Source organism: Streptacidiphilus jiangxiensis (assembly GCF_900109465.1).
Taxonomy (GTDB): domain Bacteria; phylum Actinomycetota; class Actinomycetes; order Streptomycetales; family Streptomycetaceae; genus Streptacidiphilus; species Streptacidiphilus jiangxiensis.
In genome coordinates, this window is sequence record NZ_FOAZ01000039.1 from 23767 (window position 1) to 49664 (window position 25898).

The window sequence follows — 25898 nt, forward strand, 5'->3', positions numbered from 1 at the left end:
GGTGCACGCTTCCGTGGGGCCGTACGGCCCGGTGCCGGGCGGGGTGGCGGCGTCGGTCTTAGCCTTGATCCACGGGCGCCGCGGCGCCGTCCCCGACCCGTGAAGGTCCACCGCATGGGCACCGAGCACCCCGACGGGAGCCTCCCGGCGCCTCCGGACGACGTCCTGGAGGCGGCCCGCGTCGGCACCTGGACCTGGGACCCCCGCGCCCGCACGCTGACCGTCGACGCCCTCGCGGCGCGGTTCCTCGGCCTGCCGCAGGAGCCCGCCCGGCTGACCGAGGCGGAGCTGCGCGCCCGGGTGCAGCCCGAGGACATGGTGGTGCTGCGTTCCAGCGCGCTGCTGCTGATCGCCGAGGGCCGACCGATGGACGTGCCCGTGCACGTCGTCACCGCCCCCGACCGGCCGCCGCGGCCGCTGTGGGCGCGGCTCGCGCCCGGGCCCGCGGATGCCACCGGGGCGATCCGCGGCACGCTGGTGGAGGAGTCCGAACCGGTCGCCGAACGCCTGCAGATCGAGGCACTGAACCGCGCCCCGCTGCCGGCCGGGCAGACGGCCGGGCAGACCGCCGCGCAGACCGCCGGGCTGTCCGGCGGGCAGGCTGCGGGTGTGCCACAGGCCGAGGCCCGGCTGCGGCGCTCCCGGGAGGCGTTCCTCCTCGACGCCGGGCGCGCCCTGGCCGAGGCGACCACGACCAGTGACGTCCTGCGCGTCGCGGCGTCACTGGCCATGCCGGGCTTCAGCCCCGACGAGCTGGCGGTGTTCGGAGTCGAGGGCAACCGGCTGACCGTCGTGGGACACCACGGCCGGCTCACCCATGCGCAGGAACCGTTCCAGATGCCGCTGGACACCGCCCATCCCGCCGCGGAGGCCGCACGGACGGGACGTCCGGTCTACATCTCCTCGCCCCAGGACTACCGGCGGCGCTACCCGGCGGTGTGGCCCCTGGTCTCCGGCGAGGGACGCCGGGCCTGGGCCGTCCTGCCGCTGACCGGCGCCGGACGCACGACCGGTGCGTGGCTGGCCGCGTTCAGCGAGCCCGTCGCGTTCAGCTCCGACGAGCGCGCCGTCCTGGGCACCGTCGCCCGCATGCTCTCCCAGGCGCTCGAACGAGCGCACAGCAACGAGTCCGAGCGCGCGCTCTCGCGCGGCCTGGCCCGCAGCATGCGCACCGGGGCGCCTCAGGCGGGGCTCAGCGTCGCCACGCGCTACGTCCCCACCGGCGGCGGACTCCAGGTCGGCGGCGACTGGTACGACGTGATCACCCTGCCCGACGGGCGGTTGGGCGTCGTGATCGGCGACGTCCAGGGGCACGACGTCCACGCGGCGGGCCTGATGGCCCAACTGCGGACCGCCGTCCACGCCTACGCGGCCGAGGGGCACCGCCCGGACGCCGTGCTGGCCCGCGCGTCGCGATTCCTCGCCGGCATCGACGAGGACCGCTTCGCGACCTGCCTCTACATCGAGGCCGACCCGGAAACCGGCATGTTGGAGATCGCCCGGGCCGGTCACCCCCACCCCGTCGTGCGTCTGCCCGACGGCACCTGCCTGCTGCGCCACGTCGACGGCGGCCTTCCGCTCGGCCTGATGCCGGACGGCGACGACTACCCCGTCACCCGGATGCAGCTGCAGACCGACGAGATCCTGATGCTGTGTACCGACGGCCTGGTCGAGACCGGGGGCCACGACTGGTACACGGGCTGGATCCGCGTCCGCGACGCGATGTCGCCCGCACCGGCCGACGACCTGGAGGGCATGGCCGACGCCCTGATCACCGCCGTGCACGGGCCCGCCTCCCACCGCATGCCCGGCAACCTCGCCGACCGGCGCGAGGACGACATCGCCCTGCTCCTGCTGCGCCGTGACGCGCTGCCCGGTCAGCCCGGCGCGGAACCGGACGGGCCCGAGCGGCGCATCGCCCTGACCGTCGGTCAGGACCAGCCGGAGCGCCTCGCCGACGCCCGCCAGGAGATCCGCGGCGTCCTCCACGACTGGGCGCAGCCCGAGCAGGTCGACGCCGGCACGCTGCTGGTCTCCGAACTGCTCGCCAACGTCCTCGTCCACACCGACCGGGACGCGGCCCTGCTCGTCGAGGTGTGGGGGGCCCGGCCGCAGCGGCGCCTGCGGGTCGAGGTCGCGGACAGCAGCGACGACCTGCCGCACCGGCGCTCGCCGGGGGAGATGTCCTCCTCCGGCCGCGGCCTGATGCTGCTGGACATCCTCGCGGACCAGTGGGGTGTGCTGCCGCGCGGCGACGGCAAGTGCATCTGGTTCGAACTGCACGAAGCCCCCACCCCGGCCGCGGCGTCGGCGGCGGATCTGGTGGGGTGAGACGCCTGCTGACGGCGCCTGGATCCGGGCCGGACCGGCCGGGGTGGGAAGCGGGTAGGTTGTGCGCGGCGTGGGAGCGCCGCGCGGGACGGACAGCGATACGGGGGACGGTCGATGGCAGGGCGCAAGCGCGTCCGCGGGGGCGGGCAGAAGCAGCGCAGGGGGCCGGAGCAGAACCGTCCGGCGACGGGTCGCGGCAGGCCCTCCCTGCCGTCGTCGAGGCTCGGTTGGGCGGGGATCCTCGGCCTCGTCGTCCTGCTCGGCGTCGGGATCGGGGCCAGCGTGGGCGGGGTGGTGGCAGCCGGCGGCATCGGCACCCAGCTCGGCCTGCGGGAGGGACCGGAGCTGCGGATGACGGTGTTGGCCTGCGCCGACTCCTCCACCGGCAAGAACACCGTCACCAACTGCACCGGTGAGGGCGATCCGGGCCGCAGCGGCGTCACGTCCGGGCCCTGGAGCCTGCACGATGCGGGTGCCCACTACCGCTTCGGCACCGTCGTGGACGTGCGGTGCACCCGATCGGGCGACTGCACCGTCATCGGGCTCGGCGGTCTCTCCGAGGACCTGGCCGGCCTCACCCTGTGCCTCGCCTTCGCCTCCTTCGCGCTGACGCTCGGCCTCGGGGTGCTGGCAGCCCGGTGGTTCCCCGAGCGCAGGGCCGGCCGCGTACTGCCCGGCCGCCGTGTGATCCGCGGCTGGCTGGGTGTGCTCGGCCTGCTGCTCCTGACCTCGGGGGTTCTGGCCGTGCTGAGCTGAGACACGGTGACCGGGGCTGCACAGGCTCACGGCAGCGGTGCCGCTGTCAGGCCTGGTCGCCGGGCCCACCATGATGCGCCCCCCGCGACGGTCGAGAAGTTCGCACGCGGACGCGACGCACCGCCTCCGGCCTGCACATCGTCGGCTTGGACGGGGTGCGGGCGGGCGAGCACACTGTCGCCTGCGATGTCGCGCCGTGGATGCGCGACGGGGATGATGCGGAGGGGACATGACGGACGATCCGGTACAGAGCCTCGAAAGACTCGCCGAGTTGCATCGGCGCGGTGATCTGAGCGACACGGAGTTCGAGGACGCGAAGCGTCAACTGCTGCAACGCGGTTCAGCGGGCGGGGCGCCGGTGCAGCCGACCGTTCCGGCGCCGGCCATGTTCGACACCCGACCGCCGTTCCCCCAGCAGCGGGAGTCCCAGGAAGCGCCCGGACCGGCCCGCATGTCGGCCGCCAAGCGGTGGACCCTCGCCCTGATCGCCACCGTGGTGGTCGGTTTCGTGCTCGGCATCGCACTGCTCGTCGTGGCCGAGGTCGCACCCTCTACGGCCGGATGGACGACGCAGTTCGTGTGCGCCGGCGGGCAGCACCTCATCACCAACGGCGGCGTGGTCCACAGCAACGGCGGCTCCGCACAGGGCTCCACGCACTTCTACTGCGCGCCCGTCGGTCAGCAGGTCACCGGCCTGGACCTGCTCTCGATGCAGGAGCAGAGCGGGAACGTCCTCGGCCTGTCGATGCTGCTCGGCTTCCTGATCGCCGCCGTGCTGGTCGGCCTGGCCACCGCGCTCCTCGCGCTGCGTTCCAAGGCACGCGTCCCGCGGGGGTGAGGCGGCGGCGGTCGGTCCCGTCCCGCTGCCCTGGCAGCATCTTGACGAAGGCTGGCGGGCCGGGCGCTCGCCACGACGGGCCGGGACGGGCCATCCTCTCGACATGATCATTCCTGACACCAAGGACTGGACCTGGGTGCTCGAGCGCCCCTGTGCCGACTGCGGGCTCGACACCGCGGCCATCGCCCGTGAGGACGTGGCCGGCACGGTGCGGGCCAACGCCGCCTTCTGGGTGGAGCTCCTCGCGGGCGACGCGGCCGCGCTGCGGAAGCGGCCGAGGCCGGACGTGTGGTCGCAGCTGGAGTACGCCTGTCACGTTCGGGACGTCTTCCGCCTGTTCGCACTGCGGCTGGACCTGATGCTCACCCAGGACGACCCCGTGTTCCCCAACTGGGACCAGGACGAGACAGCGGTCGCCGAGAACTACGGCGCCCAGGACCCGGTCCGCGTCTCGGCCGAACTCGCCGAGGCTGCCGAGGTGTTGGCGATCGCCTTCGACCGTGTCGAGGGTGCCCGGTGGCAGCGCACGGGCAACCGGAGCGACGGCGCACGCTTCACCGTGCAGTCCTTCGCTCCCTACCTGATCCACGACGTCGTCCACCACCGCTTCGACGTCTCCGAGTGACCGGAGGATGCTCCCGCCCTCAGGGCGGCCGCCTGCACCTCGCGGGCGGCATCGTCGTGACCGTGGTGCGGTCGCGGGACCTGCCGATGGAGCCGACCTCGGTGCGGGTGCGCCGGGACAGTCTGGGACCACAGGGATGAAAGGGATGAAGCAGGCCTGAGAGCCGCGGTCCCTGCCCGTGGGCTCGGCGGCGAGGGCGCGGCACCTCGCCCGGCGCCCCGCTTCTGCCTCCGTCGGCACCCGGTGGCTCAGGACCTGCGCCGGGGGCGCTCCTGCCCCCACCTGCCCGTCCAGGCGCACCCGCGCCGGCCGAGTCGGCTCGGCCCGCCTGGCGGATCCCTGGGCCGGGTGAAAGGTTGGGGGCATGCGGTTCCGTTCCCGCAAGGTCACTCCGGCGCGTATCACCGACGCGCGCCCTGGGCTGTCCGAGGACATCCGCCACCGCCAGCGCCGGTACGCCCTGACCATGGGCATCCGCACGGTCTGCGTGATCCTGGCGATCGTCCTGTGGCAGGTGAACCGCATCGCCGCCGTCATCGCCCTCGTGGCCGGCGGCACCCTGCCCTACATCGCCGTCGTGTTCGCCAACGCCGGGCACGAGCGCTCGGGCGAACCCATGGACTCGCCCGTTCCCCCGGACCCGCCGCACGGACTCCCGAAGGGGCCGCCCCCGGAGCCCCCGCCGGAACCCCCGCAGCCTTCCCCACCACCGCCGCGACGAGGCGAGTGACCGAGCGGGGCGCGCGGCTCCGCCACCACTTTCAGGGGCGACAGCAAGGGTCCCAGTGCCCTCGACGGGACGGACCGAATCGTTATATTCCGGGTCATCATCGCCCAACCGATGCGTGGCTAAGATCCGGCGCCATGGCACTTCTCGGACGCCGCAGGTCGTCCCCACGGTTGGCACCCGAACTGGACGACAGCGACTTGGGCAAGCTCTGCAAGGGGCTCGGACCCTCCACCATGCCCGGCATGACGGACTTCAACGTGGAAGCGGCCGAGCGCCTCATCAAAGCCGCGGACACCGACTGGGACCGGCGCTGGCACCGGCTCTCCGTGCTCGCCCAGGCGACCGCGGACTTCGACTTCGACCGCTCCTGGCGGCTGCGCCGACCGCGCAGCGTGGACGCGATGGTCTTCAGCGCCTGTGTGGCCACGGTGCGGGTACGCCGCGGCGAACCCGCGACGGAACTGCCGGAGGCAGTGCGGGCCTGCTACCAGGCGCATGAGGCACGACCGCAGGAGCCCCTCCCGCTGGTGGCGCTGCTCGGCGTGCTCCGGCTGATGCGCACCCCCGCGCCGCAGGTCAACGACGTCTGGAGGGCCCTGGTCCTGCGCGACCCGTGGAACCGCGAGGCACACCTGCAGGTCCTCGCCTACCTGTCGCCGGAGGAGTGCGGAGCTCCCGGCCAGGCACGCGAGTTCGTCGACGTCCAACAGGCCCGCATGCCGTACGGCGCCCCCGCGTCCGCACTCGAACTCACCGCCGCCGTACGCGACTTCCACCGGGCCACGGCCGGGGACGGCCTCAACGCCATCCTCGCCGACATGTGGTGGCGCCGCCCCCACGCCGCGGGCATCCTCGACCGCGCCCTTCGCTCCTGGACCGGGCCCGGCTTCCTGCGCCACGCCGCCGCCCTGGCCGACCTCAACCTGCTCGCCTACGCACTCGTCCAGGCCGGACGCGTCGCCGACGCGGCGCCGTTGTTCCAGCAGATCGGAACCACCGTGGTGGCATGGCCCTGGTCCTACCACGGCGAGCCCGTCGAACAGTTCACGTACTGGCGCAACCGCGCCCAGCGCTGACCCTGCGGCGGACAGCCGCTGACCAGCCCTGGACGGCGACGCGGTCGTGGCCGCCGCGAGTGCAGCGGTAGGTTGCTCGCTGGCGTCCTCACGAGGAGCGTCGCGAAGAACGTGATGGCGGACAGGGGGCCGGTTGTCATGAAGTCCACCTGGATCGCCATGGCTGGCTCCCTGATCTTCGTCCTGCTGTCGGTGCGCGCAGTGCTGACGCCCGAGCAACGACAGAGGGTGGAGAGCGCTCCGATCCCAGGAGCGCTCTGCTTGAGCGGCATCTCGGTCGTACTCGCGGGCGCGGTGGCCATGGGGCCCGGCGTGGGAAGCAGCTCCCACGCCGGGCCCATCGCCCTGGGTGTGGCTACGGCAGGCCTCGGTGTCTTCCTGCTCGGCCTGCTCGGTCAGCTCTCCATTGCCTTCACCGGTCGGCCCGCGCTGCTCGTGCGCGGGCCGGCGCAGGTGGGAGCCGGCGTGGACCCTGCCGGGCGGAGCACCTGGGTGCCGGAAGGGACCGCCAGGGCCCAGGCCGCGACCGCATCGTCCCGGATCTCGGTGATGCGCGACGAAGAGGACTCGTACGCCCAGATGCGTCGCTACCACGTCTTCGGCTGTGACCGCATACGTTCACCGGGTTGGCGATACGTGACGCCAGGAGCCGAGCTTCTAAGGTGAGGCGTCACAGCTCAGCGCCGGGTCGGGAGGACGCATGGCAGAGGTTGAGGTTCCTGGACCGGAGTCGGACTGGGAACGCGCGCCGGAGTACCAGGGCGGCAAGCGAAACCCGGCATTCCAGGCCAGCATGTGGGAGTACGCGGCGAGCTCCTTCCGGCTGGTTGCCGGCCTGTCGCCATCGCTGGACGTTCTCGCCGCACGGCTGCGGTTGAACATCGAACGAGGTTGGGAGGACCTGGGTGCGGTGGATGCGGCGATGTTCCGCATCCAGAAGATCGACTTTGCGCTCAGCCGACTGGAGGGCAACCCTTGCCCCGATGTCTTCGTCTGGGTCAGCCGCGCCCAGACTGATGTCGACACGGCCCTCGACATCCTGCTCGCTGCCCTCGGCATCGGCGAAGAAGCCCTCACCTTCCGCGGCGACATCGAAACCGGCTTCGCTGACCTTCGGAGCGAACCCCAGACCTGAGACCTGAGACCTGAAATCACGCTGCTTCACCGATGGGGCGTCCGCCCCATCGGATGCCTTTCTCTCTGCGGACGCGGGCCCGTTCGCGCCGCTGGGCGGCGAGGACGTCGGGATGCCGGGCGTTCTTGTTGCGCCAGCGCAGGTAGGCGTGCAGGGCCCTGGTCTGGACGGGGTGGTTGGAGTTGGCGATGGTGAACTGCCGCAGCGGTCCGAAGTGGGCCTCGATCGGATTGGCCCAGGAGGCGTAGGTCGGGGTAAAGCACAGCTCGACCCGGTTCTTCCTCGCCCAGCGCCGGATGGTCTCGCCCGTGTGGGCGGACAGGTTGTCCAGAATGACGTAGATCGGGGCGCCGTCCGGGCGAGCCGCGCGATCGACCTGAGCGCGGCCAGCGTGTTGTTGGCGCCCTTCTTGCGACGGTTGACGCCCCACAGCGTGTCGTCGCCGATCGAGTAGCACCCGTGGAAGTAGCGGACGCCGTGGGTGCGGTGGTAGGTCGCGGGGTGCCGCTCGGGGTGACCGACATGGACCCAGCCGAAGCCGTCGGTGGGGCGGATGCCGAGCGGGCCAAACTCATCGAACGCGAAGACGCGGCCGGGAAAGCGGTGCACAACGTGCTCGATACGGTCGAGCTTGGTGTCGCGCTCAGGATCCGGTGACTCCTTCCAGGCCTTGGTGTGTTGGAAGGTGACGCCTCGGCGGGCGAGCAGGCACCGTAACGCTTCACGGCCGATCCGGATCACGCGGCCGTGCACGCGGCGGAGGTAGGCGGCAAGTTTGCGGATGGACCAGCGGGTGAAGGGCTGCCCCAGCTTGGTCGGGCGGGTGGTGGCCGTCTGGACGACGAAGTCCTCGTCGTCAGGACTGAGTAGGCGGGGACGGCCTCCCGCCCAGCGAGGGTCCAGGCTGGCCAGGCCGATCTCGTTGAACTTGTGGATCACGTCGCGGACGGTGTCCTCGTCGGCCTGCACCAACTGGGCGATCACCGGGACCCGGTTCCCAGCGACCGAGGCCAGCAGCATCATCGCCCGCCGGAACCGCACCGAACTGGTGCTACCCCGGCGCACGATCTGCTGCAGCTTCTGCCCTTCCGGGTCAGTCAACCTCTGGACACGGACAGACTCTGCCACCACACCCCCAACGGTCGGATCAGCGGACGTCACCGCACATCCAACCGCCGAAACGACCACCCCGGCGAACCTATGTGGTCAGAGCACTACATCGACGGATCCCGAGTCGGGCGGCTGCGACGAGGGGAGCTGTGCCTGACGCAGGTCCCCGGCGGAGCGCACACGGTGCAGGTGAAGATTGCCTGGTGCTCGAGCCAGGTGCTCTCTGTGTCCTTGGCGCAGGGGGAGCAGAAGTCCTTCATCTGCCGGGCCAGGGCCGGCGCGTCCTCGGATCTCGTCGGCGTCGTGTCGCAGAGGTGTGACGAGCTCCTGGTCCTTCGCGAGGTGCAGTAGGCGTATCCGGGCCCGGCACCGAATATGCGGACCGTGTGCCCTCACCTGGAGAACCCCGGCCGCGTCCGGCGGTGCGCCGCCGCTCACGGATACATTCGGTGTGCGTCCGACGGATCTGCCGAGAGGAACCTGCATGGCCGCCGCGCCGTTCGCTGACCGTTTTGTCGACCCGCCCGTCCGGAAGTTCGGCCTGGGCACAGCCGCTGTCGGGCGCCCCGGCTACATCACGCTCGGGCGGGAGAACGACCTTCCGGCCGAGCGGACCGTCGCGGCGCTGCGCGAGCGCACGCACGCGCTGCTCGACAGCGCCTATGGCGCAGGCGTGCGCTACTTCGACACGGCCCGCTCCTACGGACGCGCCGAGGAGTTCCTCGGCGCGTGGCTGACAGCCCGCCCCGAGGCCGCCGCCGAGGTGGTGGTGGGCAGCAAGTGGGGCTACACCTACACCGCCGACTGGCGTACCTCGGGCGTGGCCGCGCACGAGGTGAAGGAGCACTCGGCTGCGGTGTTCGACCGTCAGATCGCCGAGACCCGGGCCCGGCTGGGCCGTCACCTGGACGTGTACCTGATCCACTCCGTCACCCCCGACAGCCCCGCCCTCACCGACCCGGCCCTGCACACCCGCCTCGCGAAACTGGCCGCCGAAGGCGTCCGGGTCGGGCTGTCCACCAGCGGGCCGGAGCAGGCCCGCGCCCTGCGAGCCGCGCTGCGCGTCACCGTGGACGGGCGGCCGCTGTTCGCGGCCGTGCAGGCCACCTGGAACCCGCTCGAACCCTCCGCAGCGCAGGCACTTGCGGAGGCGCACGAGGCCGGATGGCTGGTCGTGGTGAAGGAGGCCATGGCCAACGGTCGGCTCGCCGACCGCAACGCCACCGGCCCCGACACGGCCGTTCTGCGCACCGTCGCCGCCCGCACGGACGCCTCCCTGGACGCGGTCGCTCTCGCCGCGGCCGCCGCCCAGCCCTGGGCGGACGTCGTGCTGTCCGGTGCAGCCACCGTGCAGCAGCTGTCCTCCAACCTCACGGCGGCCGGGCTCGCCCTCGGCGTGGACGACCTGGCCGAGCTGGCTCCGCTCGCCGAAGCCCCCGAGGCGTACTGGCACACCCGCGCGGCACTGCCCTGGACCTGAGCCGGTTCGTTCGTCGGTCGCGCACGCCTCCGCCTCAGACCTGCGAGCCGGACCGCCGGTCGCGAAAACGTCGGCCGCGAAGACGGCACCGTGCGGCGCCGGCCGCACGCATCAGCGGCGCCCCAACGGGGCGCGCAGTGGTGGTTCACGGACGAGTCGCAATGAGGTGGCGGTGGTTGGCGATCTGGTGTTTGGATGCTCCGCGTGACTTCTACGGCACTTGATGATCGCCCCGAGCGGGCCCTGCTGGACCGCCTCGAGCGTTACTACGACGCGGTGCCGCGCCATGGTGCCCGGGCCGAGGACTTCGGGCCGCTGACAGTGTTCGTGCGGGAGGGCCAGGGGTGGCCGTTCTACGCACGTCCGGCCCAGGGATGGTCCGGTGAGGCAAGTGCCGCCGATGTCGCCCGGGTCCGCGCCCGCCAGCGCGAACTCGGGATCCCGGAGAGTTTCGAGTGGATCGCCGAGATCACGCCTGCGCTCCGGGCCGTGATCGAGGACTCGGGGCTTGTGGTTCACGAGTACCCCTTGATGGTGCTTGACCCTGGCGTGCCGGTGCCCACGGCGGAGGAGTTGTCCGTCGAGTCGTCGGTGCGGATCATGGGTCCGGATGATCCGGCGCTGGCGAGCGCACTGGCCGTGCCGCACCTTGCCTTCGCGGAGCCCGGAACCGATATCGGCTCTGCGGGAGTCGTCGAACTCGCGGAAGCTGTGCGCGCCCGAGCAGGCGACGGGTCGGTGGACCTTGTGGTGGCACGGATCGGGGCGGGTCTGACCTCGGTTGCCGCAGCGGTCGACGGTGGGACGGCGCTGTGCGCGGGTCAGCATCAGCCGGTCGGCGCGGTCAGCGAGATCGTCGGTGTCGGGACGCTGCCCACCGCACGCCGTCGTGGTCTTGGGCTCGCGGTCACCGCGGCCCTGGTGGCGGACGCCCGATCGCGAGGCGTGGAGACCGTCTTCTTGTCGGCAGGCGACGATGACGTCGCCCGAATCTATGCCCGACTCGGCTTCAGGCGTGTCGCCACCGCGCTGGTCGCCGAGCCTGCCGAGTAGCGCATCCGGCTCCAGGGACCCGGGCCCCGTGACGTGGCAACGGGCGCACGGTGGCGTCGTGCAGGACGGCCCTGGCGCCGGCTGACATGTGCCTTCCCCTTGACCGCAAGGGGTGTTCGCACGAGCCACCTCCGGCCCTGCCCGGCCCTGCCCGGCCCGGCCCGCACCACAGCACGACCGACAGGCCGTCCGCGCCACGACGTGAGGCGCGAAGTGGGCCGCCGGGCAAGGGGGTCAGTCCGAAGGGGTCGACCTGGCGCCTGCGCCCTGCGCGGTCATCGCCAGCAGGACCAACGCGTCGTGCTCAGCCGTGCCGGGTGCAGCCTGGTAGATCAGCAGCCGCTGACCGTCGCCGCCTGCGGTCAGCACCTCGATGCCGAGGGTGACCGCGCCGATCGTGGGGTGCTGGAACGCAGTCCGGCCCGCGCGCTTGACCCACACCTCCTGGCGACGCCACAGGGCGGCGAACTCGGCGCTCGCCGACGACAGTTCGTCGGCCAGCTCGGCGGTCGGCCCCGGCGAGGTCAGCTCGGCGGTGTGCAGGTGCGCGACGCTGTTGCGGGCCACCCGCTCCCAGTCGGCGAACACGGTGCGGGCGGCCGGGTGCAGGAAGGTGTAGCGGATCGTGTTGCGCCGCCCGGTCGGCCAGTCACCCAGGCCCGGCAGCAGCGCGAGTCCCTCCGCATTCGCGGCGAGCACGTTGTTGACCTCGTCGAGGACGTACGCCGGGCTCGGCCGGACCGAATCCAGGAGCAGCAGCAGGCCGGCGGCGGGTCGCTGCTCGGCCGGGCGGCGGCGTGGTGTCCGCCCGGCCAGCTGGTCGGCCAGGCCGAGCAGGTGGGCGTGCTCGTCGGCACTCAGGCGCAGCACGCGCGCCAGCGCGCCCAGGACCGCGTCGCTCGGCGCGGTCTCCCGCCCCTGCTCGATGCGGACGTAGTAGTCCACGCTCACGCCCGCCAGCGCGGCGAGCTCCTCCCGGCGCAGGCCGGGAGTGCGCCGGGCGCCGGGCCCGGTGGGCAGTCCCACGTCAGCGGGACCGATCTGCCCGCGCCGGGTCCGCAGAAAGCTGGCCATCGCGTTCACAGGCCCGAGTCTGCCATCGGTCGGCCCGCTCCCGGGTGGCCGTGTCGCACCCAGGATCCGGTCGGCCTCCCTGGGCGCCGTCCGGGGGTGCAGCCTCGAGGCATGACAAACGCGATCATCATCGGCGGCGGCTCCGGCATGGGCCTCGCCCTGGCCCGGACCCTGCTCGCCGAGGGCACGCACGTGACCGTCGTCGGCCGCTCCGCCGACAGGCTCGCGGCCGCCCGGGCACGACTGGAACCCCTCGGGCCCGGCGGCGTCGACACCTTCGTGGCCGACATCGGACGGGAGGAGGACGTGGCCGCGCTCTTCGCCCGCGTCGAGGAGGTGGACCACGTCGCGGTCACCGCCGCCGACGCGACCGGCGTCTACGGCCGGACCGCCGACGTCGCCACCGCGACCGCCCGGGACGTCGTGGCGACGAAGCTGCTCGGCGCCTGGCTGGTGGGCAAGTACGCCGACGGACGGGTCAAGCAGTCGATCACGTACACCTCCGGCATCAACGCCTACCGCCCGAACGGCTCCAACACGATCATGTCCGCGGCCAACGGCGCGCTCGCGTCGCTCGCCTGCGGTCTGGCGATCGAACTGGCGCCGGTGCGGGTCAACGTGATCTCCCCGGGCTGGGTGGACACCTCCCTCTGGGACCAGCTCGGCATGGACAAGCAGGCGGCCTTCGCCGACCTGGCCGAGCGGCTCCCGGCCCGCCGGGTCGGCACACCCGACGACATCGCCCAGGCGTTCTCCTCCGTGATGCACAACAGCTTCATGACCGGCACCGTCCTCCACGTCGACGGAGGACACCGCTTCACCTGACCGTCGGGTGGTGGGGGAAGGCCCGTTCGAGCGCCTCCCAGCTCATGTCGCGTTCACGTTCCCGCTGTTGCGCCGCCAGCCCGCCGCGCAGGCCGAAGAGGCGCTTGGCGTACAGGAGGTAGACCACGACAGCGACATTGACGACCAGGGCGGTCACCTTGAACACCGTGACCCGGTGGGTCAGCTCCCACACCTCGGGGATCAGCAGGACCGTGGTGGCGACCAGGGTCAGGTACTCCGCCCACCGGCGGGCCAACCACAGCCCGACCGCCTCCACCCCCTCCAGCACCGCGTACGCCGCCAGCACGATGCCCAGCAGCCACAGCTTGGTGGACGCGACGGCGAACGCCTTCTCCAGTTCCCCCGCCACGCCGGTGCCCGGCCGTGCGCCGACACCGCCCACCCCGTTCTGCAGGGCGTCGACCACGCGATAGAACGGGCCCGACAGGCGCGCGCGGTCCACGGTGAACAGCAGCACCACCACGGCGGCCGTGCCCAGCAGCAGGAAGTGCAGCAACCGGTCCAACGCGATCAGCCGTAGCACGTAGCGGTCCCGCAGGGCCCGGCCGCGCTCGGGCACGACCACCGGCGGCGGATGTGGTCCACCCGGCGCGCGGCCGGGCGCCCGGCCCGACGGGCGGGCATCGGCGGACGGCAGCCACGCGTCGCAGCGCAGGCACCGGCTCCAGCGCAGCCCGTCACCGGTTCGGCGCACCAGCTGCGGCGCGGTCCGTTCGTCGACGTCCGCCGGGTCGGGCAGGGCGTGCCCCTGGGCGGCGCAGGTCAGGAGCTCGAGGTTCAACCGGTGCCGCGCCATGATCCACGCCCTCTCGTCATGCCTGTGCTCCCTGGCGTCTACCCGCCCGACGGCGTCGGACAGGCCGACACGCCGTGAAATCGCCCACCCGCGCGGCGGGCCCGGCCCCCTCACGGTGCCGCCCGCCCAAGTGGCGGGCCACCTGGGGGACGGGTTGCATGGGTGCCGCAGGGCGCCGGCGCCGCAGGCCGCCGCCGGCGCCACAACCGATGCGAGCGCGCAGGACCGTGGGAGGGCCGAACATGCTGGACCAGAACGGCACGGACACGTCCGGCACGAACCGAACAGCCAGCCCCGGCCCGGACCCGTCCTCGGGGCCGGTCCGTCGCACGCTCCGAATACGTCGTCGCCCGCGTCCTGCCGGACCGATCACGCACCGCCGCTGGATATGGCGGCGCGTCCGGCGGTGCACGCTCGCCCTGGTCGTGGCGTTCTCCCTGTGGGTCGGCTACTCGGTCTACGGAGCCCTGGCCGCTCCGGGGACCGACAGCACGGCCGCCCGGTTGGCCGAGTGGGGGAGGGACCACCATCTGAACTGGGCGGTCAACTGGCTCGAGGTGCAGACCTACACGCCGCCCAAGGTCGGCGGGAGCATCCCGCCGGACGCGCTGGCCCGGATGCAGGCCGCGCAGCGTCAGCAGGAGCTGGCCCGCAAGGCGGCGATCACGCTCCACACGCCGGTCCGACCGCTGGTCAGCCCGCCCCTCCCGGGCGAGGGTGACTTCAGTCCGCTCGTCGAGGAGCACGGGCAGCCGGTCGTCCAGAGCGCCACGATGCGCCCCGACTCCCAGTACACCTCGTTCCCCGTCGGCGTGGTCTGGATGAAGCAGAGCGCGCTGTCGTTCTCCCTCCACCCCGGCTTCTCCGAGCCCGGCGGCAACTGGAACGTCCCCGACACGGTCCCGTCCGGGCAGCGGCTCGGCCTGGTCGCCACCTACAACGGCGGCTTCAAGGTGTCCAACGGCGACTCCCACGGCGGGTTCTTCCTCGACGGCCAGAGCACCGGGACGCTGCGCGACGGCGCCGCCTCGGAGGTCTTCTACAAGGACGGATCGCTGCGGATCGGCGTGTGGGGGCAGGACGTGCGCATGACGCCCAACGTGGTCGGCGTCCGCCAGTGCCTGGTGCCGCTCGTCGCCCACGGCCAGGTCACCCAGCAGGTCTACAACGGCGGAACGGACACCTGGGGCTTCACCGACCAGGGCATGCCGTTCGTGGCGCGCTCCGGCATCGGTGTCGACAAGAACGGCGACATCATCTACGTCGGCGGCCGTGTCCTGTCCGTGCAGACCCTCGCGGTCCTGCTCCAGCGCGCCGGAGCCGTGACCGCCATGATGCTCGACATCAACCTCAGCTGGCCGTCGTTCATCTCCTACGACGGCTCCCACGACGCGGCCGACCCGACACCCCACAACCTCGTCAACTTCGTCCGCCCCGCCGACCGCTACTACCAGCCCTCCAGCCGCGACTTCGTCGCCGTCTACGCCCGCGCCCACAGCTGACGGCGCGGCACGCCGAGACGCCGGACCCCGGATCGTCCCGCGTCTAAGCGGCCTCCACGCCGACGGGTCCTCGCCGTGGGGGACGGGCGGTCACCTTGGCGAGTTCGTGCCAGAAGGGGACGGCGGTAAGGTAGGCGCCCAGTCCGGACAGGATGCCGAACGAGAGGTCCACACTGATGCGCCCCTCCTTGGCCCAGTAGACGTCCTGGAGGTCCAGGAGCAGGGCGAACTCGTCCGCGATCAGAGCCGCGCCCGCGCCGTAGACAGCGCCGACGCCCGGGTGGCCGGTCAGCTTCGCGTCGCCGCGGACGGCGACCAGGCCGACGCCCGCCAGTGTGGCGATGCCGATGTTGTAGTGGTGCAGGTGCCTGCCCTTGGCGGAGATGTTGCCCCAGGGCAGCCAGCCCCCGCGGATCCCATGGGTGAGGAAACGGACCGTGCCGAACGTCGCCCCGAACGACAGCCATGTCGCCAGCAGTGACCGCTGGAGCGGGGAGGTGCGCCGGTCCAGGGTGGCGCGCCACCGGGCGGGCAGGCACTCCGCAGGGCTGCGTACCGGGTCGGGGCCGGGCGTGGGCAGGCCGTTGTCCTCGGTCTGTTGAGACATGGCGTCTCCTCCTGCGCGCAGGCGTGTTCTCCTTCGATGGTCCCCTCATCCGTGTCGTCCCGCAGATTCCGGTTTGCCGACGGGAGTCCCGGAAAGCAGCGAATCGGGATCACTCTGGCCGTTCTCTGCCTGATTCTCCGGGTCCTCGGCGCCGTCGGACGCGAGGTCGGCGGAAGACGGCACTGCTGGTGAGGGCCGACCGGCCGGCGAGTCGGCCTTCGGCTCGGACGCCGGTCCAGCCGCCGTTTGTCGTGGACCAGCAGGTCGCCGTCGGTGACCTCGTCGGGGCTGGCTGGTCACCTCGCCGGCCACGATCGCCGGCCGGGCGGTTCCCGGGGGTGCGGCTCACGGCGCCCCCCGGAGGAGTGGGTTCCACCCGGAGCCGCTACGATCCCCGCCCAGGGCGGGGGCTCGGGCGGGTTTGAGGGGTGGATCGTGGCGCGTTGGAAGGCGCTGCCGGGCGGGTTGGAGCCGGCGGTTGTCGAGTTCGTGGGCGGGTTGCGCAGCGCCAAGGACGCGAGCGGGCTGACGCTTCGGCGGCTCGCCGAGCGCACCGGCTACAGCACTTCGTCGTGGGAGCGGTATCTCGGCGGTCGGCTGCTGCCCCCGCGCGAGGCCGTCGAGGCGCTGGTCGCGGTGGCTGGGACGGATCCCGCACCTTTACTGGCGCGGTACGAGATGGCCGCGGATGCGTGGCGGCGCGAGCGGCCTGACGATCCGTTGCAGCCGGAGCACGTGCCGCAGGTCCGCAGCACGCCGGACCGTGGCACCCCGGTCGGCGCCACGTCGGCGCTCGGCGCGTCCGCCGACGTCGAGCCCTCGTCCGGTGGGCCGGCGGACGGCGGGCCGACGGACGGCGAAGCCGTTGCGGCGGCCCGGGTGGTCGGCGACGACGCCAGGCGGGCGCGCCTTCGGCTGCTGGTCACCGCCGTCGTCTCGGCCACGGTCGGGGCGACGGTCGCGGCGCTGGTGATGCTCGCGACGCAGGGCTCGCCGCCGACCGGCCCGGCCCGGGTGAGCGCGCCTGTGGCGCAGCCGGTCTCCTACGCCTGCAACTACGTGCGCAAGGCCGGACTGTGGTACGCCGGGAACAGCAACAGCTCCACCGACGCACTGGAGGTCGACAAGTCGGGGCCCGCGGTGGCGGAGTTGCAGTGCCTCCTGCAACGAGCGGGGTTCTCTCCCGGCGGCGTCGACGGCAACTTCGGCCCGCTGACCGAATCGGCGGTCATCCGGGCGCAGAAGGCGTTCGGCCTGGACGTCGACGGACAGGTCGGCCCGCACACCTGGGCGGCGTTGCGCGGATGAGCCCGACCTCTCCCGAAGGCGCCCGCCTGGCCGCGGAGTTGCGCCTGCTGCGGGAACGCTGCGGACTGACCCTGTCGGAGCTGGCCGCGCAGTCCGCGTACAGCAGGTCGACCTGGCAGCGTTACCTGGCCGGGAGGGCGCTGCCGCCGTGGCCCGCGGTGCGTGTCCTGTGCGGCCTGGCGCAGGAACCGGAGCCACGGCTGAAGGCCCTGTGGGAACTGGCCGAGGCCGGGTGGAGCCGCCGGACCGCGACGCAGGCACCGCCGGCCCCCGCCGCCGTACCGCCGCAACCGGTCCCGTCGACCTCTCCGGCCGACGAGGTCAGCGGGACGACGATGGCGGACCCGACACGGTTGGCGGCGGTCACCCACACGCCCCGCCTCGGCAGAAAGGCCCGTGCGCGGTGGGTGATCGGCATCGCGGCGGGTGCCGCCGCACTGCTCGGGGGCGCCACCGTGACCGCCCTGACCCTCGGCGACCGTAGCGGCACCGGATCTGCGGCTTCCTCGGAGAGCTTCCACGTCCGTTGCACAGGCACCGCCTGCAACGGCCAGGACCCGGGCACGGCCCTGTGCGGAGTCGAACCGCAGACGCTGCTCGAGGTTCAGACCCCGGCGGGAGTCGGACTGGAGATCCGGTACAACCCGCTCTGCCAGGCCGCCTGGGCCAGAGTCTGGAACGCCGCCTCCGGCGACCGGCTCAGCTTCTCGGTGCAGGGGCAGCCGACCCAGCGGGCCTCGGTCTCGCACCCGAGCAACCAGGACCCGTTCGTCTACACGCACCTGGTCGCGGTGCCGGGCGACAGCACCCGCCTGACGGCCTGTGTCGCCACCAGCACCGGCAGGATCGACGGATGTTACTCGGCGTCAGCGCCCTGACCAGCCGCGCCCGGGAGAAGGCGTTGCCAGTTCTGGCGGTTTCGCAGGCCGGGTCCGACCGGGATCAACCGGGTTCAACCGGAAGCCTTGAGACAGCAGTTGGCAGCGGACCAAGCTGACATGTACACGACTGAACAACGGTCGCAACGCCCGGCACCGGGCTACGGCTCGGGGTCGAACCGAAAGGAAGTCATGGCCAACTGGACCGGTCGTCTCACCAAGATCCTTGCTGCCGCCACCATCACGGTCGCCGGCGCGGTTGCCGGAACGGGAAGCGCCCACGCGGCGCAGACCGCCTACCAGTGCCGCTCGGACGGCTATCCCGTCACCAACACGGTCCGGATCCAACCCTGTTACTACGTGTACGACGGCCGCATCATGGAAGCTGAGATCATCTTCCAGAACTACTCCGGCACGGCCTTGGTGTACTGCGCCCATGCCGTCAACGTCGCCAACGGTGCGTGGGCCCACGACTTCGGCTGCACGTCCTCCGGCGCGACGAACGACTACGTGTGGGCCGGACACGACCCCGGGTACGGATCGTCCTACTCCGACTGGAGCGCTCCGGCGGGCACCTATGTGATCTCCGCCGGGTTCTGGATGAACGGTCACTACCTGGGCGACATCCAGAGCCCGAGGACCACCATCGGATAGACAGCAGAGCAGAGGTCCCGGCGCCCACCTGGGCAGCCGGGCCGCTGCGTTCGTTTCGCCGAGCCGGCCTCGCGGACCTCGGCCTTGACGACTCGCATCCGACACCGGGTCGTGACGCGGCGGAGATCCCGATGCCTGGCAGCGCTCCCGAGCGCGTCCTACGCTTCCGGCAGTCGCCAACTCAGGGGGCAGCATGGTGCATCAGCAGTTCGAGGACGGGCCGGGCATGCTGTTCGTCTCGGCCCTGTTCTTCGCCGTCCCGGCGATCGTCGTGATCATCGCCGCGTCCGTTGCCCGCCGCAAGCCCCCCGCGCCGCCACCCGTGTGGTGGCAGCCACCGCCGCCGGGAGCGCGGGAGGACGATGACGACTGACGGTGGACCCGGCCGATGTCCGCGGGTTCGCTGTTGCCCGCTCCGGTCGTCCCGCTACTGTGGAGGGACCAGCGAGACCTGGAGGCAGCGTGAGCGTGCAGCCCGTCGACCACCACGACAGCGGCGACCCCCACACTCCGGACGTGCCGCCCACGATCGAGGCGATCAGCGGTGCGCTCGGCTCGCAGGAGCTCAGGCTGCAGTTCTACACCGAGACCCTGTCCGCGCCCGCCGGTGCGCAGATCAGCGAGGTCCTGGAACGCTGGCGCGCGGAAGCGATGCTGGACGCATCGGGGAACCGTGAGCGTCGCCCCAGCGCGCGCCGCACCGGCTTCGACGAGTTGACTGCCCCGCTCGGAGGCGTGGACGCCCTGTGACCCAGCCGTCCCACCCACGCTGGACCGTGTCCGCCGAGGAACACCCCACCGAAGTCCTCCAACAGATCCTCAAGTCCGACGAGCAGCTCTACCGGCGTCTGATGCTGTTCCTGCGCAGCGCAGCCCTCGAGACCGGGATCGCGATCGACGCGGGACGCCGTCCGCCCGGCATGGCGATGACGGACGGGCGTATCGCGCTCGACGTCCCGCGCGAGGGCGTGCTCGTCTACTACGAGCCCGACCCGGCCGTGCGCGAGATGGTCGTCACCGACGTCGTCTGGGTCGGCTGACCCTGCGCGGTGGCCCCCTGCGGAAGGGGGCACAACGCATCTGCACCCGCAGCGGCAGGGGCCGCACTCCGGTCCGGGGATTCCGCGGCGACGAGCGCCGCCGAGCGGGCAAGGATGCCCATGCCGACCACGCGGTAGCGCCGATCCGGCACATCACCTACGGCAACAAGGGCGCCCACTGCAGCCGGCTGCCCCCACCGCAGGAGCGGACCCCCGCGCTCTGACCGGTCCACCGCCCGCCCGGCCGCCTTCCGCCTCGCCGACCAAGACCTGCCCTCGAACCTCCAGACGGCCTCGGGAGACGGCTCCTGGTTCTCCATCAGGCGCACCATGCAGGCCAGCGTAGCCGCCGGATCGGCCGTCTCCAGCACAACGTGGTCAGGCCCCCACGGATGCGCCATCACGACGAAACCACTGGTCGACGCCGCGATCGCGGGGAACGGTTCACCGGCGTAGTCACGGAAGTCGCCCGTCTCCGAGACATGCAGCTCGTTCATGCTCGTCCACGGAAACAGCCTCCGCAGAGCCGGCTCGTCCGCAGCCAACTGCAACAGGTCCCACATAGCCGGGCTGGCCCAGTCCCCGGCCTGATGCGGCGGCCGCCAGGCGTCCAGCACCTCACGCCAATCCCGATCGTGATCGCTGCCCCCGCCCTCGCTCGTCATGCCTCCGACGATCGAGCCATGGACTGCCCGCTGTCAACGCGCGCCACTCGAGGCCCACGACGCCGTGACGGTGGCGAGCGGCCCGGGCCGTCGAATCACCTGGTTGGCAGGTCTCGCTGTTTGCGCGTGGTGGGTGGGGGTTACCACTCCGAAGCGCCGCGCCCCCGCTCTCAGGTCGGGCGCTCCCTCCCGTGCCGTCAACGAACGGGTCCCAGTACAAGCGCAAGAGCGAAGAGGAGCAGCTATGTCTGTGATCATGACGTTGGAGGCCGCTGGCGATGCCAAGGCCCTGGAGCAGTACGCCTCGGCGAACAAGGAGAAGATGAAGGCCATCGTCGAGGCCGCGAAGCGTCATGGCCTCATCGCGCACCGTTTCCACGGCTCTGTCGACGGCAGCAGGGTGCTGGTCGCTGACGAGTGGCCCGACCGGCAGAGCTTCGAGGCGTTCTTTCAGGACCAGCAGGCCGAGATTCTGCCGCTGTTCGAAGCCGCAGGAGTGACCGCACAAATCGAGCCGACGTTCTGGCAGGAGCTCTCGACTCACGACGCCTACGGTTGGGGCGCCTGACCCTGCCCGCAGCAGTACAGACAGGCCCCCGTGCACAGGCCGGTGCGCGGGGGCCCTCTGCTGCGTGTGCTCCCGCTAGCCGCCGGTCGCATGATCGGCTTGATTGCGAGGGCTTCCGGCTTCTGCCACGGATCAGCAACAACGATCAAGACTGCGCAGCAGCCTGCCGATCACCAGAACGTCGAGGCCCCGCTGAACTTCCCCGTCGGCGGGGTCTCGACGTTCGGCCGGCGCTACTCCCACACGTCGTGGCCGCCGCCCCGCCACTCGACCATGCGCTCGGCGTCCAGGTCGAGCTCCTCGAGGCCGGCGCGGCGGCAGAACTCCGCGACGTCCTCGAGGCTGTACGCCTTGCCGACCGACTCGCCGAGGATGTCGACGCGCCGGAACGGGCCGGTCGAGTCGGTCTGGACAGGGTGGACAACGACATGGGCGTGGTGGTGCTCGGTGGGCGCAGGGTCGGTCATGTGCCCCAGCCTGCGTCCCGTCCACCGTGATCGCATCCGTGTTCGCCCATCCGCCACTCGAACGAACGACAAGGCCCCGGATGTCGCTCCTGGTGACGGTGCACCCGGGCGCTATCGCGATTGGGCCGGGGCGCTGGTGAGGATGTCGGTGGCGATGCGCGCCGCCAGTGCCGTCGGATCGGTCGCGGTGAGGCCCCGGAGGGTGGCGGGGGTGGCGGGCTTGCTGCCCGTGGTGGCGTGCTGGGCAAAGAGGGCGACGGCCAGGGCCAGGTGGGTGCTGCTGTCACCGACGGCCCAGGCGGTGCGTAGACCGGCGTGGCCGGTGTGCAGGGCGGCGCCGCTGGTGCCGGCCCGGTCCGGTCGGTGCGACTGGGCGGAGTAGAGGATGTGGCCGCCGCGCGTGATGGTGTCGACGGTGTAGGGGGCGGCGTACCGGTCGCCGGCGGGGAGGGCGGCGTAGAGGGCGGCCATCTGGACGGGCGTGATGGTGGGGGCCGAGGCGAGGCTCCCGGCTCCGCTGAGGCGGGCGTGGGCCAGGTCGGTCAGGGCGGTGCCGGTCTCGACGGCGCCGTCCGTGGCGTCGTCGAAGGGCTGGCGGGCGTAGTCGGCGCCGCCGTAGAGCGCTCGGACGGCGCCGCTGCCAGGGGCGACGACCGCGACGGCGGTGTGCAGCTGCGCCGTCGGCCGGGAGCGGCCGGCGCGCTGAGGAGTGACGCCCGTCTGGGCGGGGGTGTCGGTTCGGACGGCTTGCGTTGTCGCGTCCTGCAGGGTGAGGTCGAAGGTGGTGTGGACGGTGTAGCCGCCGCGGGCGAGTTCGTCCTGGGTGATGCCGAGGCGGTGCGCGGCCTCGGCGGAGGCCACGTCCAGCAGGTACTGGCGCTGCCCGTCGGAGGGGCTGGGCGGATAGGGCCGGAACGCAGGGAACCGGGCTTCGGCGCGACGGGCGGCGGTGAGGGCGTGGTCGGCGACCATGCCGTCCAGGACCCAGGACCAGCGGCGCTGCAGTGTGGCGGTGACGGCGGGGTCCGAGCCGACTCGCTCGTAGTAGGAGGGCAGATTGATGATCGAGGCCAAGGCCGCCCCTTGTTCCAGGGTCAGCTGGTCGACGCCCACGCCGAAGTAGTTGCGGGCGGCGGACTGGACACCGGCCGCGCCGCGGCCGAAGTACACGGTGTTGAGGTAGTCCTGCAGGATCTCGTTCTTGGGCCGGGTCTGGTCGAGCTTGATCGCGATCAGGGCCTCGCGAAGTTTCCGGGACAGCGACCGCTGCGGGGTGAGCAGGGCGTTCTTGACGTACTGCTGGGTGATGGTGGAACCGCCCTGGCGCTCACCACCCGTGACGGCGGCGAGCACCGCGCGGGCGATGGAGGAGGGGTTGATCCCGGTGTCGGTGCGGAAGGTGCGGTTCTCCGCCGCGATGACCGCGTCCTGGACGAACGCGGGTACCCGGGCGAGCGGCACCTCCTGACGGTCCACCGGCCCGCGGCGCCCGATGTAGGCCCCGTGCAGGTCGTAGAAGACGGTGCTCTGCATCACCGCCTCCGGGTGCGGTGGGGGGATGTCGACCATGGCGTACGCCCCTACGACGAGCCCACCCAGGCCGACCGCCACCACCAGCACCACGCCCAGGAGCCGGCGCAGCCACCGCCACCACCACCGGCGCCGCGGACGTGCGCCGCGGACACGGCGGCGGGGAGCGCCGGGGGCGTCCGGATCGGAATCGTGCGGTGCGGGGTCGTGCGGTGCGGGGTCGTGCGGTGCGGGGTCGTGCGGTGCGGGCCGTTCCTTTCGGACCCGCCGGAACAGGGGGAGTGCAGGCAGACGAGACATCAAGCAGGAGCTTTCACCGTCATGGGAGGAGGAGAGAACGGAGAACCTCGCCGGTGGAGGAGTGAGGAGTGGGCCCCGGTCGAAAGCCGGGGCCCACTCCGTCACGGGCGGTCCCGCGCCTCGGTGTGGCCGTCAGGGTGGCACGGTGCAGGTCGCGGGGGAGTCGTTGCTCGTCAGAAGGCGGGGTCGGTCTTCTGGTTGTAGATCTCGTTGCCTGACGCGTCGTAGGCGTGGACGTAGGGGGTCGGGGTCTCGGTGTTCGGGCCGAGGTGGGTGGTGCCGCTGGACAGGGCGATGGTGTAGGCGAACGCGCCGCCCGCCATGGCGGCCGGGTACTGCGTCGGGTCGGTGCCGAAGCTGATGGTGACCTTGGCGACACCGGGCGCGTAGTGCCCGGCACCCAGCGTGAGGTACTGGCCGCCGGTGGCCGGTTCGCCGGTGGAGTCGAAGTACTCGATCAGGTGACCGGTGCCCCAGAGGCGGCCGTTGACGAACGTCGCGGGAGAGTCCTGGCTGGTGCCCTTACGGCCCTTGGTCTCGCACTGCACGTACTGGTTCGCGGAGTTGAGCGCGACGACCACACCGTCCTCGTCCTGCCCGGCGACCGGTGCGCGGACCGCGAGCACCGGGTGGTACTGCGACGCGTCCGAGCCCAGGCACGAGGCCAGGATCTCGGCGACGGCCTTGGCGCCGATCGGGGTGGCCTTCGCGCTGGTGACGGTGAAAGCAACCGGGGTGGGGGTGACCGGGCCCGAGCTCGGGCCGAGGCCGCCGCCGCTGGTCGGGGTGCTGGACGGGCCGCCTGCGGTCGGGGTGCTGGTCGCGCCGGTGGAGGGCGAGGCGACGGGCTGGGAGGCGCCGGCCGAGGGAGTGGCGGTGACCGCAGGGGTGCCGGCGGAGGGCGAGGCGGAGGGCGTGGGGGTGCCGGTCGAGGCGGAGGGCGTGGGGGTGCCGGTCGAGGCGGCGGCCACGCCACCCGCCGTCGCGACGGCTGCGGCAGTGGCCACACCGATCATGATCGGGCGCAAACGCATGAGAGTGAACTCCTTGTCCGCAGACTCCGGTTGATGCCTGCGCCCGGATACGCCCGCCGGCACCCGCCAGGTCGCACCCCGCACACGTGATCTAGGTCATAGAGCGCGGGTGCGACCCTGGGACGGTGCTCGTGCGTACAGGCCTCGGCAGGGCCGCGGGACACGCGGGGGACAGGGCTTCACGGCCGCGGTCGACGAGTGTTCTCCGGTGTCAGGCCTGTCACGCGAGCCGACCGACAGCACCAGAAGAGAGCCCTTGATGACACCACAGGAGTTCGACGCGTTCTATGCGGCGTCCTTCTCCCGCCTGACCGGGCAGCTCTACGCGATGACCGGCGACTGGTCCGAGGCGCAGGACGTGGTCCAGGAAGCCTTCGTCCGCGCGTGGGACCGAAGGCGGGCCCTCAGCCTGGACGAGGCACCGGAGGCGTGGATCCGCACCACGGCCCGACGGCTGGCGGTGTCCCGCTGGCGACGCCTGGCCCGCGGCCTGCACCTGGCCGGACGTCACCATCGCCACGAGCCACCCGCCGTCGAGCCGCCCGGCGAAGAACACCTCGTGCTCGTCGCCGCGTTGCGTGACCTGCCCGAGGCGCAGCGCAGCGCCGTCGTCCTGCACCACATGTGCGACCTCTCGATCGAGCAGGTCGCCGCCGAGACCGGCGCCGGTCTCAGCGCCGTCAAGAGCCGTCTCGCCCGTGGCCGGGCCGCTCTCGCGGCCCAGCTCGGCGACCAGCACCCGACCAGCGAGGAAGGACAACTCCGTGTCTGATCCGATCCATGACACCCTGGGCGACCGGTTGCGGCTGCTGGGCGCGCAGACGCCCGCACCGACCCTGCCCGCTGCGGAGGTCCGCCGCCGCGCCGACCGGCGCCGCCGACGCCGGTACGCCCTCGGCGCGACCGCGGCCGTCACCGCGGCGGCTGCGGTGGCGCTGTGCCTGGCCCTCCCGTCGGTGCTGCACCCGGTGCGAGGGCAACAGGCGCCGGCCGCTCCGGACGCCTCTACCGTGTCGGCGTCCCCCCATCCTCGACCGGCGGGCGCGTACACCGTCACCAGTACGGAGTCGACGCCGATCGGTGCGGGGGCGGTGGCCGAGATCCTGGCCTCGTGCCTGGGCTCGGACGCGTCGCAGTACCACCCGGTGCTCGCGGTCCGCGCACCGGTCGCCGGGCAGGACGAGGACGGTGTGGTCGTCGCGCTCAACTCCGCGAACCAGTACGTGCAGTGCGAGACCAAGGGCCGCAAGGGCACCAGCCAGGACTCTCCCGCGACCTTCATCAACGACCGCCTCTGGGGCACCGGTCACCTGATCGAGTACTTCGACTCCACCGGCGAACCGGCCACCGGCGGCCAGTACCTCACGCTGGGCGCCGGGCACTACGCGCCCGGCGTCGCCAAGGTCACCATCAGCTTCGGCACCGACCCGACGCAGTACCCGGCCGCCATGGCGGGCGGCGCGTTCGCCTACACCATCGCCCTGTCCAGCGGCAC

The 25898-nt window shown here is 72.2% G+C and carries 28 protein-coding genes and 2 pseudogenes; 22 read left to right on the forward strand and 8 right to left on the reverse strand.

The features are described from left to right. Nucleotides 1-114 precede the first annotated feature (114 nt). The 9 genes and pseudogenes from BMY61_RS40430 (at nt 115) to BMY61_RS40465 (ending at nt 7491) form a co-directional block, all read left to right on the forward strand. Complete coding sequence (locus BMY61_RS40430) at nt 115-2331, forward strand: SpoIIE family protein phosphatase (RefSeq protein ID WP_042445204.1); 2217 nt, start codon at nt 115-117, stop codon at nt 2329-2331. A gap of 114 nt (nt 2332-2445) precedes the next feature. Further along, complete coding sequence (locus BMY61_RS40435) at nt 2446-3087, forward strand: hypothetical protein (RefSeq protein ID WP_042444950.1); 642 nt, start codon at nt 2446-2448, stop codon at nt 3085-3087. 229 nt (nt 3088-3316) lie between these two features. Then, nucleotides 3317-3925, forward strand: a complete 609-nt coding sequence (locus tag BMY61_RS40440; protein WP_042444948.1) for an SHOCT domain-containing protein — start codon at nt 3317-3319, stop codon at nt 3923-3925. 103 nt (nt 3926-4028) lie between these two features. Further along, entirely contained in the window at nt 4029-4550 is a 522-nt protein-coding gene (locus BMY61_RS40445; RefSeq protein ID WP_042444947.1) for a DinB family protein, read from the forward strand. A gap of 20 nt (nt 4551-4570) precedes the next feature. After that, nucleotides 4571-4678 (forward strand): annotated as a pseudogene (locus BMY61_RS48180) (RNA-guided endonuclease TnpB family protein); the annotation flags it as partial. Nucleotides 4679-4914: 236 nt separating this feature from the next. Continuing rightward, entirely contained in the window at nt 4915-5280 is a 366-nt protein-coding gene (locus BMY61_RS40450; RefSeq protein WP_042444945.1) for a DUF3099 domain-containing protein, read from the forward strand. A gap of 242 nt (nt 5281-5522) precedes the next feature. Beyond that, nucleotides 5523-6356 (forward strand): hypothetical protein, encoded by an 834-nt coding sequence (locus BMY61_RS40455; RefSeq protein ID WP_143094764.1) that lies wholly within the window; start codon nt 5523-5525, stop codon nt 6354-6356. Between the two features lie 138 nt (nt 6357-6494). Beyond that, on the forward strand, nt 6495-7022 hold the full coding sequence (locus tag BMY61_RS40460; protein ID WP_143094765.1) for a hypothetical protein: 528 nt from the start codon (nt 6495-6497) through the stop codon (nt 7020-7022). A 34-nt stretch (nt 7023-7056) separates the two neighbouring features. Then, on the forward strand, nt 7057-7491 hold the full coding sequence (locus tag BMY61_RS40465; RefSeq protein WP_042444941.1) for a hypothetical protein: 435 nt from the start codon (nt 7057-7059) through the stop codon (nt 7489-7491). 16 nt (nt 7492-7507) lie between these two features. Here BMY61_RS40465 and BMY61_RS40470 read toward each other — a convergent pair. Further along, a pseudogene (locus tag BMY61_RS40470) lies at nt 7508-8619 on the reverse strand (IS630 family transposase). A 466-nt stretch (nt 8620-9085) separates the two neighbouring features. Here BMY61_RS40470 and BMY61_RS40480 point away from each other — a divergent pair. Both BMY61_RS40480 and BMY61_RS40485 read left to right on the forward strand, forming a co-directional pair. Continuing rightward, complete coding sequence (locus BMY61_RS40480; RefSeq protein ID WP_042444939.1) at nt 9086-10081, forward strand: aldo/keto reductase; 996 nt, start codon at nt 9086-9088, stop codon at nt 10079-10081. Between the two features lie 204 nt (nt 10082-10285). Then, the gene (locus BMY61_RS40485; RefSeq protein ID WP_236655937.1) at nt 10286-11134 is read left to right on the forward strand and encodes a GNAT family N-acetyltransferase; all 849 of its coding nucleotides are present in this window, start codon (nt 10286-10288) and stop codon (nt 11132-11134) included. Nucleotides 11135-11368: 234 nt separating this feature from the next. Here BMY61_RS40485 and BMY61_RS40490 read toward each other — a convergent pair whose 3' ends face one another. Then, nucleotides 11369-12208, reverse strand: a complete 840-nt coding sequence (locus tag BMY61_RS40490; protein WP_042445201.1) for a helix-turn-helix domain-containing protein — start codon at nt 12206-12208, stop codon at nt 11369-11371. A 111-nt stretch (nt 12209-12319) separates the two neighbouring features. Here BMY61_RS40490 and BMY61_RS40495 point away from each other — a divergent pair, with 111 nt between their 5' ends. After that, complete coding sequence (locus BMY61_RS40495) at nt 12320-13033, forward strand: SDR family oxidoreductase (protein ID WP_042444937.1); 714 nt, start codon at nt 12320-12322, stop codon at nt 13031-13033. On the opposite strand, the gene BMY61_RS40500 is transcribed toward BMY61_RS40495, so the two are convergent. Further along, nucleotides 13026-13835 carry a DUF2127 domain-containing protein gene (locus tag BMY61_RS40500; RefSeq protein WP_236655936.1) on the reverse strand — a complete coding sequence of 270 codons (810 nt, stop codon included), beginning with the start codon at nt 13833-13835 and terminating at the stop codon, nt 13026-13028. The genes BMY61_RS40495 and BMY61_RS40500 overlap by 8 nt on opposite strands. A 440-nt stretch (nt 13836-14275) precedes the next feature. Here BMY61_RS40500 and BMY61_RS40505 point away from each other — a divergent pair, with 440 nt between their 5' ends. After that, a complete protein-coding gene (locus BMY61_RS40505) occupies nt 14276-15352 on the forward strand; it encodes a phosphodiester glycosidase family protein (RefSeq protein ID WP_075004253.1) in 1077 nt (358 codons plus the stop codon). A 43-nt stretch (nt 15353-15395) separates the two neighbouring features. Here the strand turns inward: BMY61_RS40505 and BMY61_RS40510 are convergent, their stop codons facing one another. Further along, entirely contained in the window at nt 15396-15959 is a 564-nt protein-coding gene (locus BMY61_RS40510) for a hypothetical protein (RefSeq protein WP_236655935.1), read from the reverse strand. A 435-nt stretch (nt 15960-16394) separates the two neighbouring features. Between BMY61_RS40510 and BMY61_RS40515 the strand changes: the two genes are divergently transcribed. The 6 genes from BMY61_RS40515 to BMY61_RS40540 all read left to right on the forward strand — a co-directional run bounded on the left by BMY61_RS40515 (nt 16395) and on the right by BMY61_RS40540 (nt 19839). After that, a complete protein-coding gene (locus tag BMY61_RS40515; RefSeq protein WP_052438526.1) occupies nt 16395-17267 on the forward strand; it encodes a peptidoglycan-binding protein in 873 nt (290 codons plus the stop codon). Further along, nucleotides 17264-18145 carry a helix-turn-helix domain-containing protein gene (locus BMY61_RS40520; RefSeq protein WP_042444934.1) on the forward strand — a complete coding sequence of 294 codons (882 nt, stop codon included), beginning with the start codon at nt 17264-17266 and terminating at the stop codon, nt 18143-18145. The genes BMY61_RS40515 and BMY61_RS40520 overlap by 4 nt, the downstream gene beginning before the upstream one ends. Nucleotides 18146-18337: 192 nt before the next feature. Beyond that, complete coding sequence (locus tag BMY61_RS40525; protein WP_042444933.1) at nt 18338-18799, forward strand: hypothetical protein; 462 nt, start codon at nt 18338-18340, stop codon at nt 18797-18799. Between the two features lie 193 nt (nt 18800-18992). After that, nucleotides 18993-19172 carry a hypothetical protein gene (locus tag BMY61_RS46820; RefSeq protein WP_075004254.1) on the forward strand — a complete coding sequence of 60 codons (180 nt, stop codon included), beginning with the start codon at nt 18993-18995 and terminating at the stop codon, nt 19170-19172. Nucleotides 19173-19261: 89 nt separating this feature from the next. Beyond that, nucleotides 19262-19549: a hypothetical protein gene (locus BMY61_RS40535; RefSeq protein ID WP_042444932.1), complete on the forward strand. Its 288-nt coding sequence runs from the start codon at nt 19262-19264 to the stop codon at nt 19547-19549. Continuing rightward, nucleotides 19546-19839 (forward strand): hypothetical protein, encoded by a 294-nt coding sequence (locus BMY61_RS40540; RefSeq protein WP_042444931.1) that lies wholly within the window; start codon nt 19546-19548, stop codon nt 19837-19839. The genes BMY61_RS40535 and BMY61_RS40540 overlap by 4 nt, the downstream gene beginning before the upstream one ends. Here the strand turns inward: BMY61_RS40540 and BMY61_RS40545 are convergent. Beyond that, entirely contained in the window at nt 19779-20504 is a 726-nt protein-coding gene (locus BMY61_RS40545) for a DUF6193 family natural product biosynthesis protein (protein WP_042444930.1), read from the reverse strand. The genes BMY61_RS40540 and BMY61_RS40545 overlap by 61 nt on opposite strands. Before the next feature lie 244 nt (nt 20505-20748). On the opposite strand from BMY61_RS40545, the gene BMY61_RS40550 reads away from it, so the two are divergent. Then, the gene (locus BMY61_RS40550; protein ID WP_042444929.1) at nt 20749-21072 is read left to right on the forward strand and encodes a hypothetical protein; all 324 of its coding nucleotides are present in this window, start codon (nt 20749-20751) and stop codon (nt 21070-21072) included. Between the two features lie 233 nt (nt 21073-21305). Here BMY61_RS40550 and BMY61_RS40555 read toward each other — a convergent pair whose 3' ends face one another. From BMY61_RS40555 to BMY61_RS40565, 3 genes are all read right to left on the reverse strand, one after another. Further along, a complete protein-coding gene (locus BMY61_RS40555) occupies nt 21306-21539 on the reverse strand; it encodes a hypothetical protein (protein ID WP_042444928.1) in 234 nt (77 codons plus the stop codon). Nucleotides 21540-21650: 111 nt separating this feature from the next. Continuing rightward, nucleotides 21651-23369 (reverse strand): transglycosylase domain-containing protein, encoded by a 1719-nt coding sequence (locus BMY61_RS48520; RefSeq protein WP_082014886.1) that lies wholly within the window; start codon nt 23367-23369, stop codon nt 21651-21653. 173 nt (nt 23370-23542) lie between these two features. Next, nucleotides 23543-24403 carry a hypothetical protein gene (locus BMY61_RS40565; protein WP_143094766.1) on the reverse strand — a complete coding sequence of 287 codons (861 nt, stop codon included), beginning with the start codon at nt 24401-24403 and terminating at the stop codon, nt 23543-23545. Between the two features lie 259 nt (nt 24404-24662). On the opposite strand from BMY61_RS40565, the gene BMY61_RS40570 reads away from it, so the two are divergent. Together BMY61_RS40570 and BMY61_RS40575 are read left to right on the forward strand one after the other, a co-directional pair. Further along, nucleotides 24663-25175 carry a SigE family RNA polymerase sigma factor gene (locus BMY61_RS40570; protein ID WP_042444927.1) on the forward strand — a complete coding sequence of 171 codons (513 nt, stop codon included), beginning with the start codon at nt 24663-24665 and terminating at the stop codon, nt 25173-25175. After that, nucleotides 25168-25898 (forward strand): hypothetical protein (locus BMY61_RS40575; RefSeq protein ID WP_075004255.1); only part of this gene is annotated, 731 nt, incomplete at its 3' end. The genes BMY61_RS40570 and BMY61_RS40575, both read left to right, overlap by 8 nt.